The following is a 12,371-nucleotide window of genomic DNA, read 5'->3' on the forward strand; positions in this document are numbered from 1 at the left end:
TATGACTTCCGGACTGCCGGCCAAGACCGTTGCCGTGGTGGACTACGGCATGGGTAACCTGCGCTCGGTGTCGCAGGCCGTGCAGGCCGCGGCCCTGGGCAGCGGCTGGCATGTGCTCATCACCTCGCGCCCCGATGAGGTGCGGGCGGCCGCCCGCGTGGTGCTACCGGGGCAGGGCGCCATGCCCGACTGCATGCGCGAATTGCAGGACTCCGGCTTGCGGGATGCCGTGCTGGAGGCCGCTGCCGCCAAGCCCCTGTTCGGTGTCTGCGTCGGCATGCAGATGATGCTGGACCACAGCGCCGAGGGGAATACGCCGGGCCTGGGGCTGATCCACGGTGAAGTCGTCAAATTCGACCTGGATGGTCGCCTGCAGCCCGACGGCAGCCGCTACAAGGTGCCGCAGATGGGCTGGAACCAGGTTCGGCAGATGGACCCTGGCCAGGGGCGTCATCCGGTGTGGTCTGGCGTGCCGGACGGCAGCTACTTCTATTTCGTGCACAGTTTTTATGCCCGACCGTCGGATGCGCGCCACAGCGCGGGCGAAGCCGATTACGGCGGCCGCTTCACGGCGGCCATTGCACGCGATAATATTTTTGCGACACAATTCCACCCTGAGAAAAGTGCAGCCCACGGCTTGGCCCTTTATCGCAACTTCCTCCACTGGAATCCCTGAGTCTCCGCACGATTTCGCCTGATCGCGCTTCTGCCCTCGTTCTTGCACCATGCTTTTAATTCCTGCGATTGATCTGAAAGACGGCCACTGCGTGCGCCTCAAGCAGGGCGATATGGACCAGTCCACCACCTTCGGCGAAGACCCGGCGGTGATGGCGCGCAAATGGGTGAGCAAGGGTGCGCGCCGCCTGCACCTGGTGGACCTGAACGGTGCCTTTGCAGGCCAGCCGAAGAACGAGCTGGCCATCCGCAGCATCCTCAAGGAGGTCGGCAGCGAGATCGACGTGCAGCTCGGCGGCGGCATCCGGGACCTGGACACCATCGAACGCTACCTGGACGCCGGGCTGCGCTACGTCATCATCGGCACCGCCGCCGTCAAGAACCCCGGCTTCCTGCAGGACGCCTGCACGGCCTTCGGCGGCCACATCATCGTCGGCCTGGACGCCAAGGACGGCAAGGTGGCGACCGACGGCTGGAGCAAGCTCACCCGTCATGAGGTGGTCGACCTGGGCAAGAAGTTCGAGGACTACGGTGTCGAGTCCATCATCTACACCGACATCGGCCGCGACGGCATGCTCTCGGGCATCAATATCGACGCCACGGTCAAGCTGGCCCAGGCCCTGACCATCCCGGTGATTGCCTCTGGCGGCCTGAGCAATATGGCGGACATCGAGGCCTTGTGCGCGGTGGAGAGCGAGGGCGTGGAGGGCGTGATCTGTGGTCGCGCCATCTACACCGGCGACCTCGACTTCGAGGCTGCCCAGATCCGTGCCGACGAGCTGAATGGCTGAACCCGGCCCCGAGCTGTTTCACGGCCTTCCTGTACGCTCCCTGAGCCTGCCCAACGGCGATTGCCTGCGGGTCCTCCTGCACGGTGCCCATGTCGTGTCCTGGGTGGCGGCAGGCCGGGAGCGTCTCTATCTCAGCCCCCGCAGCGCTTTTGATGGCCAGTCCGCGATACGCGGCGGTGTTCCCGTCTGTTTTCCCCAGTTCAACCAGCGTGGGCCGCTGCCCAAGCATGGCTTCGCGCGCAACTTGCCCTGGCGCGCCGACGGCTCGCCCGTGGTCACGCCGGAGGCAGCGCAAATGCGCCTGCGTCTGTCCGCCAGTGCGGCGACGCGGCAGTTCTGGCCCCAGGCTTTCGAGCTCACCCTGGCGCTGGAGCTGCGCCCGGGGTGTCTGCAGCTCACCCTGGAGGTGCACAACCGCGATGTCGTGCCCCTGAACTTCACCGGGGCACTGCACACCTATCTGGCAGTGGATGACATCGCGGCGGCGCAGCTCACGGGCCTGGAGGATCAGCCCGAATGGGATGCGCTGACCGACCGCCATGGCCGGGCGACCGGCCCCTTGCGTTTCCAGGGGGGATTCGACCGTGTTTATGACGCCGCGTCCCGGGCACTGGTCCTGCACGACGGGCCCCAGCGCGTGCGGATAGAACAAAGTCCAGGCTGGGCCCAGACCGTGGTCTGGAACCCGGGCGCAGAGCTGGCGGCCACATTGCCCGACCTGCCGGCCGATGGTTACGCCCACATGCTCTGCGTGGAGGCGGCCCAGGTCATCCAGGCCATCGCCGTGCCCGCGGGTGGCTCCTGGCAGGGCTGGCAGCGGCTGAGCCTCACCTGAGCGCGGGCGCGCCCCGCCCTACAATCCGGGCATGCTGGCCAAACGTATCATTCCCTGCCTGGATGTGACAGGCGGACGCGTCGTCAAGGGCGTCAATTTCGTCGAACTGCGCGATGCCGGCGACCCGGTGGAAATCGCTGCGCGTTACAACGAGCAGGGCGCCGACGAACTCACCTTTCTCGACATCACCGCGACCAGCGACGGGCGCGACCTGATCCTGCACATCATCGAGGCCGTAGCCTCCCAGGTGTTCATCCCCTTGACCGTGGGTGGTGGCGTGCGCACCGTCGAGGACGTGCGGCGCCTGCTCAATGCCGGAGCCGACAAGACCAGCTTCAATTCCGCCGCCATCGCCAACCCGCAAGTCATCCGAGATGCTTCGCACAAGTACGGTGCCCAGTGCATCGTGGTGGCCATCGACGCCAAGCGCCGGTATGGCGAGGACCTGCTGGCACGCGGCGAGGGCTGGGACGTCTACAGCCATGGCGGGCGCAAGAACACCGGGCTGGATGCTGTGGCCTGGGCGCGCCAGATGGCCGAACACGGCGCCGGCGAGATCCTGCTGACCAGCATGGACCGCGACGGTACCAAGTCCGGCTTCGACCTGGCGCTCACGCGCGCGGTCAGCGATGCCGTCAGCGTGCCGGTCATTGCCTCGGGGGGCGTGGGCAACCTGGACCATCTGGTGGAGGGCGTCAAGATCGGCGGCGCCGATGCCGTGCTGGCCGCCAGCATCTTCCATTACGGTGAATACACCATTGCCCAGGCCAAGGACCGCATGGCCAGCGCCGGTATTCCGGTGCGTATTGAAGCGGCAGCCTGAACACCAAACCGGACGACAATAAGCGCATGAACTGGCTCGACGAAGTGAAATGGGACGCGCAAGGCCTGGTGCCCGTGATTGCCCAGGAGCAGGGCAGCAATGACGTGCTGATGTTCGCCTGGATGAACCGCGAGGCGTTGCAGAAAACGGCCGAACTCGGGCGCGCGGTCTACTTCAGCCGCTCGCGCGGCAAGCTCTGGTTCAAGGGCGAGGAGTCGGGCCACGTGCAGACCGTGCACGAGATCCGACTGGACTGCGACAACGATGTCGTCCTGCTCAAGGTGACCCAGCTGGGCCACGAGCCCGGCATTGCCTGCCACACCGGCCGGCACAGCTGCTTCTTCAGTGTCTACAAGGACGGCGCGTGGCGTGCCGTCGACCCGGTCCTCAAGGACCCCGAAACCATTTACAAGTGAAGACCATGGCCGAGCCCACGAATTCTGTCGATGCCCTGGCCCGCCTGGCGGCCGTGATCGAGAGCCGCCTGCCGGCGCGCGGTGGCGATCCCGAAAAGAGCTATGTGGCCCGACTGCTGCACAAGGGCCCGGACGCCTTCCTGAAGAAAGTCGGCGAGGAGGCGACCGAGGTCGTGATGGCGGCCAAGGATGCCGACCACGGCGGCGAGCGCAGCAAGATCGTGGGCGAGGTGGCCGACCTCTGGTTCCACACCATGATCGCCCTGGCCCACTACGGCCTCCAGCCGGCCGACGTGATCGCCGAGCTGGAGCGCCGCGAAGGTACCAGCGGCATCGAGGAAAAGGCCTTGCGCAAGGCGCTGGCCCGCGAGAGCGGGGCACAGTGAGCCCTCGCCACCCCCTGCATCATTCACGGAGTTTCACGCATGAGTGAGGTCAAGCGCAGTGATCCGGACTGCATCTTCTGCAAGCTGGTGTCCGGCAAGATTCCCGCAAAGAAGGTCTACGAGGACGAGGACATCTTTGCCTTTCACGACATCAACCCCTGGGCGCCGGTGCATTTCCTGCTGATCCCCAAGCGGCACATCCCTTCGATGGCCCAGGTCGGGCCCGACCATGTGGACCTGCTCGGGCGCATGATGGCCCTGGCGCCCCGGTTGGCCCGGGAACAGGGCTGCCGGCCCTATCCGGAGGGCGGTTTTCGCATGGTCTGCAACACCGGAGGCGACGGCGGACAGGAGGTGCACCACCTGCATATCCATGTGATCGGTGGTCCGCGCCCCTGGTTGAAAGGTTGATTTCCCCAGTTCGCGCCGATTGCACGGCATGGCGCTTAAAATCACGAATTCCTTAGGAGAGAAATATGGGTTCCTTTTCCATCTGGCACTGGCTGATCGTGCTGCTGATCGTGGTCATGGTGTTCGGCACCAAGAAGCTGAAGAACCTGGGCAGTGACCTGGGTGGCGCCGTCAAGGGTTTCAAGGACGGCATGAAGGATGGTTCCTCGACCGAAGAGAAGCCCGCCGCTGCGCCCGCTCCCCAGCAGGTGGCCAGCACGGCAGCTCCTGCGGCTGACAAGAACACCATCGACGTCGAGGCCAAGACCAAGTCCTGATCGCCCCGCGTAGACCTCAGGCATGATCGATCTCGGCCTTTCCAAGATGGCGCTCATCGGCGCGGTGGCGTTGATCGTCATCGGGCCGGAGAAGCTGCCGCGCGTGGCGCGCACCATCGGCACGCTCCTGGGCAAGGCCCAGCGTTATGTGTCCGACGTCAAGGCCGAGGTCAACCGTTCGATGGAGCTCGAAGAGCTCAAGAAGATGAAAAGCACGGTTGAGGGGGCGGCCCAGGAGGTCGAGAAATCGATCCAGACCACCACCTCGGATTTCGAGAAGGACTGGGCCACGGCAACCTCGGGGCTGGACACGGCGACCGACCTGTCCTCGAGCCTGACGTCCGTCCCGGAGTACAAGCACCCGGGCAAGAACTGGCGTCTCAAGCGTGGCACCACCCCCAACTGGTACAAGGCGCGCCAGGGTGTGCGCACCCGGGCGCTGTCCGGTGCGGCCCGGGTGGCCCGCTACCGGCCCCAGAAACTGAACTGAGCTTCGCCGGCTCGCCCAGCACACAGGCAGGGTGCGGGCAGCACGGCCCCGCAACCGGTAACAACGCATGGCAGACCCATTAAGCAAAGACGACGAGCTGGCCGGTACCGAGCAGCCCTTCGTGCAGCACCTGATCGAGCTGCGCGACCGGCTCATCAAGACGGTGATTGCCATGGCCATTGCCGCGGCCATCCTGGCCCTCTACCCGGGGCCGGCAGCGCTCTACGACATCCTGGCCCAACCGCTGGTGGCGCACCTGCCCAAGGGCACGACGCTGATCGCCACCTCGGTCATCTCGCCCTTCATGGTGCCGCTCAAGATACTGCTGATGGCGGCCTTCCTGCTGGCCCTGCCGGTGGTGCTCTACCAGGTCTGGGCCTTCGTCGCGCCCGGCCTGTATACCCATGAGAAGAAGCTGGTGCTGCCGCTGGTGATTTCCAGCACGGTGCTGTTCTTCATCGGCGTGGCTTTCTGCTACTTCTTCGTGTTCGGGCAGGTCTTCGCCTTCATCCAGAGCTTTGCGCCCAAGAGCATCACGGCCGCGCCGGATATCGAGGCCTACCTGAGCTTTGTACTGACCATGTTCATCGCTTTCGGCCTGGCCTTCGAGGTGCCGATCGTGGTGATCGTTCTGGCACGCATGGGCCTGGTCAGCATCCAGAAGCTCAAAGACTTCCGCGGCTATTTTGTCGTGCTGGCCTTCATCATTGCGGCCATCGTGACGCCACCCGATGTGGTGTCGCAGCTGGCGCTGGCCATCCCGATGTGTCTGCTCTACGAGGTCGGCATCTGGGCAGCGCAGATCTTCATCAAGCACACCCGTGCGCCCGACGCCGAGCCGGCCGATTCCTGATCCTATTGCTGCGGAACGCGGCGTGGTTTGGGCCGTACGCCGGGCGTGATGCTGATGTCCAGTGTCCGGTCCTGACGGCGCACACTGAAGCTGGCCGGACTGCCCGGCTTGAGTGCGGCCACCCGGGACAAGAGTTCAGAGACGTTCTGCACCGGCTTGCCGGCCACGCCCGTGATGACATCCCCCGGACGGATGCCGGCCAGGGCCGCCGGCCCGTTTTGCAGAACGCCGGTGATGATCACGCCCTCATCCGTCTTCACACCAAAGGTTTCCGCCAGTTCCGGCGACAGGTCGCTGGGCTCGACGCCGATCCAGCCGCGTGTGACCTGGCCGTCCTTGACGATGCTTTCCAGCACCTGCTGGGCCGTGGCCACGGGGATGGCGAAGCCGATGCCCATATTGCCGCCCGAGCGTGAGTAGATGGCCGTGTTGATGCCCAGCAGGTTGCCGCTGGCATCCACCAGCGCGCCGCCCGAGTTGCCGGGGTTGATGGCGGCATCGGTCTGGATGAAGTTCTCGAAGGTGTTGATGCCCAGCTGGTTGCGCCCCAGGGCGCTGACGATGCCGCTGGTGACAGTCTGGCCCACGCCGAAGGGGTTGCCGATGGCCAGCACGGGGTCGCCGACCTGCAGGGCATCCGAGTTGCCCAGCACGATGACGGGCAGCTTCTCGAGTTCGATCTTCAGGACGGCCAGGTCGCTGTCCGGATCGCTGCCGATCACGCGGGCTCGGCTGCGTCGGCTGTCGTTGAGGATGACCTCGATCTCGTCGGCCCCGTCGATCACGTGGTTGTTGGTCAGGATGTAGCCACTCGGGCTGACGATGACGCCGCTGCCCAGGCCAACCTGGGGCTCGTTGTCCTGGTCGCCGAAAAAGAAGCGGAACCAGGGGTCGTTGCTGTTCGGATTGCGCCGGGCGGCCTTGCTGGTGTTGATGCTGACCACGGCGGCCGAGGCCTTCTGGGCGGCCAGGCGGAAGCTGCCGGGGGGTGGGGCGGCATTGCGGTCGGAAGGTGCCTGGAAGAGTGCAACCGTTGGTGAACCGTTCTGCGGGCTGATGATCCACTCCGGCTTGAGCGTGGCCAAGACAAAATAGACCGCCAGCAAGACGGTGACAGTCTGTGAAAACAGCAGCCAGTAACGTTTCATGTGGGAAATTGTAGAGTGCCTCCTGCCATGTTGCCGCGGATCATCCATATTCAGCCGCTTGCCCCGCCCAAACCGTTCCTGGGCCAGCCTTGCAACGGCTGCGGCGTTTGCTGTCTGCATGAGCCTTGTCCCTTGGGCATTTTGCTGTCAGGGCAGCGCCGTGGCGCCTGTACGGCGCTGCGCTGGGACGAGGCGGGGGGCCAGTACCGTTGTGGTGCCATGGTGCAGCCACGTGAGGTGCTGCGCGCGGCCCTGCCAGTGGGCCTGGGCTGGCTGGCGCCCGGCCTGCTGCCGCTGCTGAGGCGCCTGGCAGGCCGCTGGATTGCTGCCGGCCAGGGCTGCGACTGCAGTCTGGAGGTGTCGCCAGGCCAGGCGGCCGCACAAACTGACCGACAATCGGCGCCATGACGGACCGCATCCAGCTTTTGCAGGCCTTCGATGCCCTGCTGCAACCCGAGCGCTTTCGCGACTACGGCCCCAACGGCCTGCAGGTGGAGGGGCGCCTGCCGGTGCGCAAGATGGTTTCCGGCGTCACGGCCAGCCGGGCCCTGATCGAGGCGGCGATTGCGGCCCAGGCCGATGCCATCTTCGTGCACCATGGCCTTTTTTGGCGCGGCCAGGACGGCCGTGTGACGGGCTGGATGAAACAACGCCTGGCCCTGCTGCTGGCGCACGACATCAACCTCTACGCCTATCACCTGCCGCTGGACGCGCATCCGGAACTGGGCAACAACGCCCAGCTCGCGGCGCGGCTGGGGTTGCGGGCCGAGGTCCGTTTCGGTGAGCAGGACCTCGGCTTCCTGGGGCAGCGCATCGACGGGGGCGCGTTTGCCGATGCAAGCGCACTGGCCGCTCAGGTGCGGCAGGTACTCCAGCGCGCGGTCACGGTTGTCGGAAATCCCGGCAAGCCCGTCCAGAAGATCGCCTGGTGCACGGGTGGCGCGCAGGGTTATTTCGAGGCGGCCATTGCCGCCGGTGCCGACGCCTACATCACCGGTGAAATTTCCGAGCCACAGGCGCATTACGCACGCGAGTGCGACGTCGTTTTCATCGCCTGCGGTCATCACGCCAGCGAGCGCTATGGCGCGCCGGCCGTGGCGGGGCACGTTGCGGCACAACTGGGGCTGGTCCATGAGTTCATCGAGATCGACAACCCGGCCTGACATGACGCGACCGCTGGCCATCACCCTGGGCGATGCCGCCGGCATCGGACCTGAAATCATCGCCAAGGCCTTTCGCGATGCTCCGGAGCTGACACGTGGCTGCTTCGTGGTGGGCGACGCAGCGACGCTGCGTCGCGCCACGCAGCTGATCCGGCGCGCCGGCGAGGTTGTCCAGCCGCTCCTGCTGCTGGACAGCGCAGAGCAAGCGCTGACAGCGCCGCCGCATTGCCTGCCGGTGCTGCAGGTCGCGGCCCCCGCGACCCCCGCGCCTTTTGGCTGCATCAGCGCCGAGGCCGGCCGCCTGGCCGGGCGTTGCGTGGTGTGGGCGGCACAGGCCGCGCTGCGCGGCGAGATTGCCGGTCTGGTCACCGCGCCCCTGCACAAGGAGGCGCTGGCGGCTGCCGGCCCGCCCTTCGATGCCTTCCCTGGCCACACCGAGCTGTTACAGGCCGAGGCAGCCACCTTCCTCGGCAAGCCGGTGGGCGAGCTTCCGGTTCGGATGATGCTGGCCAATGACGAACTGCGAACCGTGCTGGTCAGCATTCATGTGTCGCTGCGCCAGGCCATCGAGGCGGTGACCTTCGGCAACGTGCTTCAGACGCTGCGCATCACGCATGCGGCCTTGACGCAGTTGCTGGGCCGCACGCCACGCATCGCGGTGGCCGGACTGAATCCGCACGCAGGTGAAGGCGGGCTCTTCGGACGGGAGGAGGGCGACGTTATTGCGCCGGCGCTGGCGCTGGCGCGTGCCGAGGGCCTGGATGTGCATGGGCCCTATGCGCCTGATACGGTCTTCATGCGTGCGCGTGCGGCACCAGGCCAGCCCGGGGAGTTCGATGTGGTGGTCGCGATGTATCACGACCAGGGACTGATCCCTGTCAAATACTTGGGGGTGGAAAAGGGAGTGAATGTCACGCTCGGTCTGCCGCTGGTGCGCACCAGCCCCGACCACGGGACGGCCTTCGACATCGCGGGGACCGGCCAGGCCGATGCCCGCAGCCTGATCGAGGCGCTGCGCATGGCGCACGGTCTCGCTCGGGCACGCAGTAAGCGCCCGGAGGTCGGCTAGAATCATCAGCTGATCTGTATGGTCATATAAGTCAGTAAGCATATAACTTCCGAACCCGGTAGACTTGATTGAGGATTTCCATGAGCGACACGCTTGCCGATAAGAGTCAGATGGACCCGAGCAAACGGACGTGGCTGATTGCCACTGGTTGTGCAGGTACCGTAGGTGGCGTGGCAGCCGCCATTCCCTTTGTCAGCACCTTCCAGCCCTCCGAGCGCGCCAAGGCGGCCGGTGCTGCGGTCGAGGTGGACATCTCTGCCCTCAAGCCGGGTGAGAAGGTCACCGTCGAGTGGCGCGGCAAACCGGTCTGGATCATGCGCCGCACGCCCGAGCAGCTGGCCACGCTGGAAAAGGTGGAAAGCCAGCTCGCCGACCCGAATTCCGATCGCAAGGCCTACCCGACCCCCGAGTACGCCAAGAACCGTCACCGCTCCATCAAGCCCGAGATCTTCGTCGGCGTTGGCATCTGCTCTCACCTGGGCTGCTCGCCCTCCGACAAGTTGCAGCCGGGCGCCCAGCCCTCGTTGCCGGACGACTGGCAAGGCGGTTTCCTCTGCCCCTGCCACGGCTCGACCTTCGATATGGCCGGCCGCGTGTTCAAGAACAAACCGGCGCCCGACAATCTGGAAGTGCCGCAGCATATGTACCTGTCCGACAGCAAGCTGCTGATCGGTGAAGACAAGAAGGCTTGAGGAACAAGAACATGGCTGAATTCAAGGAAATCGCTGCCGACGCACCGGTGGTGGCCAAGGTCACCAACTGGCTGGAAAATCGCTTCCCGACCGCGTTCGACGCCTACCGTGTGCACATGTCGGAGTACTACGCTCCGAAGAACTTCAACTTCTGGTATTTCTTCGGCTCGCTGGCCATGCTGGTGCTGGTGATCCAGATCGTGACCGGCATCTTCCTGGTCATGCACTACAAGCCGGACGCCGCCCTGGCCTTCGGTTCGGTCGAGTACATCATGCGCGACGTGCCCTGGGGCTGGCTGGTGCGCTACATGCACTCCACCGGCGCTTCTGCCTTCTTCGTGGTGGTCTACCTGCACATGTTCCGCGGTCTCATCTATGGCAGCTACCGCAAGCCGCGTGAGCTCGTCTGGATCTTCGGCTGCGCCATCTTCCTGGTGCTGATGGCCGAGGCCTTCATGGGCTATCTGCTGCCCTGGGGTCAGATGTCCTACTGGGGCGCCCAGGTGATCGTGAACCTGTTCTCTGCCATCCCCTTCATCGGTCCGGACCTGGCCCTGCTGATCCGCGGCGACTATGTGGTGGGTGACGCCACGCTGAACCGCTTCTTCAGCTTCCACGTGATCGCCGTGCCGCTGGTCCTGCTGGGCCTGGTGGTTGCCCACCTGCTGGCGCTGCACGATGTCGGCTCGAACAATCCCGACGGCGTCGAGATCAAGGGCCCGAACGCGCCCAAGGATGCCAAGGGCAAGCCGCTGGACGGCATCCCCTTCCACCCCTATTACACGGTGCACGACATCATGGGGGTCAGCGTATTCCTGATGGTGTTCTCAGCCATCGTGTTCTTCGCGCCTGAGTTCGGCGGCTATTTCCTGGAGTACAACAACTTCATTCCGGCCGACCCGCTCAAGACCCCGGCGCATATCGCCCCGGTCTGGTACTTCACGCCCTACTATTCGATGCTGCGTGCCATCACCACCGAGATGATGTACGCGCTGATCGCCTGTGTGGTGCTCGCTGCCGCCCTGGGCGCCTTGCGTGCCCAGCTTTCGACACTGGGCAAGGGCGTGGTGCTGGGTGCTGCGCTGGTGCTGATCGCGCTGATGCTGGCCATCGACGCCAAGTTCTGGGGTGTGCTTGTCATGGGCGGCGCCGTCATCATCCTGTTCTTCCTGCCCTGGCTGGACAACTGCCCGGTCAAGTCGATCCGCTACCGTCCGGACTGGCACAAGATCCTGTACGGCATCTTCGTGATCAACTTCGTCATCCTTGCTTATCTGGGCGTGCAGCCGCCATCGCCGATCGGCGAGCGCGTATCGCAGGTCGGTACCCTGTTCTACTTCGGCTTTTTCCTCTTGATGCCCTGGTGGAGTCGTCTGGGTCAGACCAAGCCGGTGCCCAGCCGCGTGACCTTCGAGGCCCACTGAGCCGGAGACTACAAAAATGAAAAAATTCATTCTTGCCCTGACCACTTTCCTCGCTCTCAGCGGAGCCGTCCATGCCTCCGGCGGCGGCATTGCCTGGGACAAGGCGCCCGGTAACACCAGTGACCATGCCTCGTTGCAGAACGGCGCCCGTCTTTTTGTCAACTACTGCCTGAACTGCCACTCGGCAGCCTACATGCGTTACAACCGCCTGCAGGACATTGGTTTCACCACCGAACAGATCAAGGACAACCTGCTGTTCACGACCGACAAGGTCGGCGAGACCATGAAGTCGGCCATCGATCCGAAGCAGGCCAAGGAGTGGTTCGGTGCCAATCCGCCAGACCTGACCGTGATCGCGCGCTCGCGCGCCGGCCACGGCGGCACCGGTGCTGATTACCTCTACACCTTCCTGCGCACGTTCTATCCCGACGAGACCAAGGCCACGGGCTGGAACAACCTGGCTTTCCCCAGTGTCGGCATGCCGCACGTGCTGTGGGAGCTGCAAGGCCAGCGCCGGCCGCTGTTCGAGGTCCGCAAGGAACACGGCCACGACGTGGAGATCTTCAAGGGCTGGCAGCAGGTGGCCCCCGGCACCATGACGCCCCTGCAGTACGACCAGGCGGTGGGTGACCTGGTGAACTTCCTGCAGTGGATGGGCGAGCCCTCCCAGAACACGCGTGTGCGCGTGGGTGTCTGGGTCATGCTTTTTCTGCTGGTCTTCACCCTGATCGCCTGGCGACTCAACGCGGCTTACTGGAAAGACGTCAAGTAAGCGCTCTTTTCGATTAGTTTTGCACCAAAACGGTGCAAAACTTGCTATTTATAGAGTGGGTTTGCGACAATGCAACCCACTCTTTTAGTTTCGACCTGATCTGCTC

At 64.7% G+C, this 12,371-nt stretch carries 17 protein-coding genes; 16 read left to right on the forward strand and 1 reads right to left on the reverse strand.

The window, feature by feature from the left end:
• The first annotated feature begins 1 nt into the window (after position 1).
• From hisH to tatC, 10 genes are all read left to right on the forward strand, one after another.
• Positions 2 to 676 carry an imidazole glycerol phosphate synthase subunit HisH gene (gene hisH / locus AC1RRP_RS07360; protein WP_493034676.1) on the forward strand — a complete coding sequence of 225 codons (675 nt, stop codon included), beginning with the start codon at positions 2 to 4 and terminating at the stop codon, positions 674 to 676.
• A 49-nt stretch (positions 677 to 725) separates the two neighbouring features.
• Positions 726 to 1,466, forward strand: coding sequence for a 1-(5-phosphoribosyl)-5-[(5-phosphoribosylamino)methylideneamino]imidazole-4-carboxamide isomerase (gene hisA / locus AC1RRP_RS07365; protein WP_493034678.1), 741 nt, complete (start codon positions 726 to 728; stop codon positions 1,464 to 1,466).
• Positions 1,459 to 2,301, forward strand: coding sequence for a D-hexose-6-phosphate mutarotase (locus tag AC1RRP_RS07370; RefSeq protein WP_493034680.1), 843 nt, complete (start codon positions 1,459 to 1,461; stop codon positions 2,299 to 2,301). Before hisA ends, AC1RRP_RS07370 begins: the two co-directional genes overlap by 8 nt.
• Before the next feature lie 31 nt (positions 2,302 to 2,332).
• Positions 2,333 to 3,124, forward strand: a complete 792-nt coding sequence (gene hisF, locus AC1RRP_RS07375; protein ID WP_493034682.1) for an imidazole glycerol phosphate synthase subunit HisF — start codon at positions 2,333 to 2,335, stop codon at positions 3,122 to 3,124.
• Between the two features lie 26 nt (positions 3,125 to 3,150).
• Positions 3,151 to 3,540 (forward strand): phosphoribosyl-AMP cyclohydrolase, encoded by a 390-nt coding sequence (hisI, locus tag AC1RRP_RS07380; RefSeq protein WP_493034684.1) that lies wholly within the window; start codon positions 3,151 to 3,153, stop codon positions 3,538 to 3,540.
• Positions 3,541 to 3,545: 5 nt separating this feature from the next.
• Entirely contained in the window at positions 3,546 to 3,926 is a 381-nt protein-coding gene (locus tag AC1RRP_RS07385; RefSeq protein WP_493034910.1) for a phosphoribosyl-ATP diphosphatase, read from the forward strand.
• 39 nt (positions 3,927 to 3,965) lie between these two features.
• Positions 3,966 to 4,337 carry a histidine triad nucleotide-binding protein gene (locus AC1RRP_RS07390; RefSeq protein WP_493034686.1) on the forward strand — a complete coding sequence of 124 codons (372 nt, stop codon included), beginning with the start codon at positions 3,966 to 3,968 and terminating at the stop codon, positions 4,335 to 4,337.
• A 65-nt stretch (positions 4,338 to 4,402) separates the two neighbouring features.
• Positions 4,403 to 4,654, forward strand: a complete 252-nt coding sequence (tatA, locus tag AC1RRP_RS07395; RefSeq protein WP_057673770.1) for a Sec-independent protein translocase subunit TatA — start codon at positions 4,403 to 4,405, stop codon at positions 4,652 to 4,654.
• A gap of 22 nt (positions 4,655 to 4,676) precedes the next feature.
• Positions 4,677 to 5,144, forward strand: a complete 468-nt coding sequence (gene tatB / locus AC1RRP_RS07400; protein WP_493034689.1) for a Sec-independent protein translocase protein TatB — start codon at positions 4,677 to 4,679, stop codon at positions 5,142 to 5,144.
• Between the two features lie 67 nt (positions 5,145 to 5,211).
• Entirely contained in the window at positions 5,212 to 5,997 is a 786-nt protein-coding gene (gene tatC, locus AC1RRP_RS07405; protein ID WP_493034691.1) for a twin-arginine translocase subunit TatC, read from the forward strand.
• A gap of 2 nt (positions 5,998 to 5,999) precedes the next feature.
• Here the strand turns inward: tatC and AC1RRP_RS07410 are convergent, their stop codons facing one another.
• A complete protein-coding gene (locus AC1RRP_RS07410; RefSeq protein ID WP_493034693.1) occupies positions 6,000 to 7,145 on the reverse strand; it encodes a S1C family serine protease in 1,146 nt (381 codons plus the stop codon).
• 132 nt (positions 7,146 to 7,277) lie between these two features.
• On the opposite strand from AC1RRP_RS07410, the gene AC1RRP_RS07415 reads away from it, so the two are divergent.
• From AC1RRP_RS07415 to AC1RRP_RS07440, 6 genes are all read left to right on the forward strand, one after another.
• Positions 7,278 to 7,553, forward strand: a complete 276-nt coding sequence (locus tag AC1RRP_RS07415) for a hypothetical protein (RefSeq protein ID WP_493034695.1) — start codon at positions 7,278 to 7,280, stop codon at positions 7,551 to 7,553.
• Positions 7,550 to 8,308 carry a Nif3-like dinuclear metal center hexameric protein gene (locus AC1RRP_RS07420; protein ID WP_493034697.1) on the forward strand — a complete coding sequence of 253 codons (759 nt, stop codon included), beginning with the start codon at positions 7,550 to 7,552 and terminating at the stop codon, positions 8,306 to 8,308. Before AC1RRP_RS07415 ends, AC1RRP_RS07420 begins: the two co-directional genes overlap by 4 nt.
• Before the next feature lies 1 nt (position 8,309).
• Positions 8,310 to 9,377 (forward strand): 4-hydroxythreonine-4-phosphate dehydrogenase PdxA, encoded by a 1,068-nt coding sequence (gene pdxA / locus AC1RRP_RS07425; protein ID WP_493034699.1) that lies wholly within the window; start codon positions 8,310 to 8,312, stop codon positions 9,375 to 9,377.
• Positions 9,378 to 9,457: 80 nt separating this feature from the next.
• Complete coding sequence (gene petA / locus AC1RRP_RS07430) at positions 9,458 to 10,069, forward strand: ubiquinol-cytochrome c reductase iron-sulfur subunit (protein ID WP_493034701.1); 612 nt, start codon at positions 9,458 to 9,460, stop codon at positions 10,067 to 10,069.
• Between the two features lie 11 nt (positions 10,070 to 10,080).
• The gene (locus AC1RRP_RS07435) at positions 10,081 to 11,493 is read left to right on the forward strand and encodes a cytochrome b (protein WP_493034703.1); all 1,413 of its coding nucleotides are present in this window, start codon (positions 10,081 to 10,083) and stop codon (positions 11,491 to 11,493) included.
• Positions 11,494 to 11,509: 16 nt separating this feature from the next.
• Positions 11,510 to 12,265, forward strand: coding sequence for a cytochrome c1 (locus AC1RRP_RS07440; protein ID WP_493034705.1), 756 nt, complete (start codon positions 11,510 to 11,512; stop codon positions 12,263 to 12,265).
• Positions 12,266 to 12,371: the final 106 nt, after the last annotated feature.

Source organism: Hylemonella sp. GW821-FHT12C09 (assembly GCF_058807395.1).

Coding starts and splice junctions, on each gene's coding strand:
- hisH (WP_493034676.1), top strand. CDS start 2: ATGACTTCCGGACTGCCGGCCAAGACCGTTGCCGTGGTGGACTACGGC.
- hisA (WP_493034678.1), top strand. CDS start 726: ATGCTTTTAATTCCTGCGATTGATCTGAAAGACGGCCACTGCGTGCGC.
- AC1RRP_RS07370 (WP_493034680.1), top strand. CDS start 1,459: ATGGCTGAACCCGGCCCCGAGCTGTTTCACGGCCTTCCTGTACGCTCC.
- hisF (WP_493034682.1), top strand. CDS start 2,333: ATGCTGGCCAAACGTATCATTCCCTGCCTGGATGTGACAGGCGGACGC.
- hisI (WP_493034684.1), top strand. CDS start 3,151: ATGAACTGGCTCGACGAAGTGAAATGGGACGCGCAAGGCCTGGTGCCC.
- AC1RRP_RS07385 (WP_493034910.1), top strand. CDS start 3,546: ATGGCCGAGCCCACGAATTCTGTCGATGCCCTGGCCCGCCTGGCGGCC.
- AC1RRP_RS07390 (WP_493034686.1), top strand. CDS start 3,966: ATGAGTGAGGTCAAGCGCAGTGATCCGGACTGCATCTTCTGCAAGCTG.
- tatA (WP_057673770.1), top strand. CDS start 4,403: ATGGGTTCCTTTTCCATCTGGCACTGGCTGATCGTGCTGCTGATCGTG.
- tatB (WP_493034689.1), top strand. CDS start 4,677: ATGATCGATCTCGGCCTTTCCAAGATGGCGCTCATCGGCGCGGTGGCG.
- tatC (WP_493034691.1), top strand. CDS start 5,212: ATGGCAGACCCATTAAGCAAAGACGACGAGCTGGCCGGTACCGAGCAG.
- AC1RRP_RS07410 (WP_493034693.1), bottom strand. CDS start 7,145: ATGAAACGTTACTGGCTGCTGTTTTCACAGACTGTCACCGTCTTGCTG.
- AC1RRP_RS07420 (WP_493034697.1), top strand. CDS start 7,550: ATGACGGACCGCATCCAGCTTTTGCAGGCCTTCGATGCCCTGCTGCAA.
- pdxA (WP_493034699.1), top strand. CDS start 8,310: ATGACGCGACCGCTGGCCATCACCCTGGGCGATGCCGCCGGCATCGGA.
- petA (WP_493034701.1), top strand. CDS start 9,458: ATGAGCGACACGCTTGCCGATAAGAGTCAGATGGACCCGAGCAAACGG.
- AC1RRP_RS07435 (WP_493034703.1), top strand. CDS start 10,081: ATGGCTGAATTCAAGGAAATCGCTGCCGACGCACCGGTGGTGGCCAAG.
- AC1RRP_RS07440 (WP_493034705.1), top strand. CDS start 11,510: ATGAAAAAATTCATTCTTGCCCTGACCACTTTCCTCGCTCTCAGCGGA.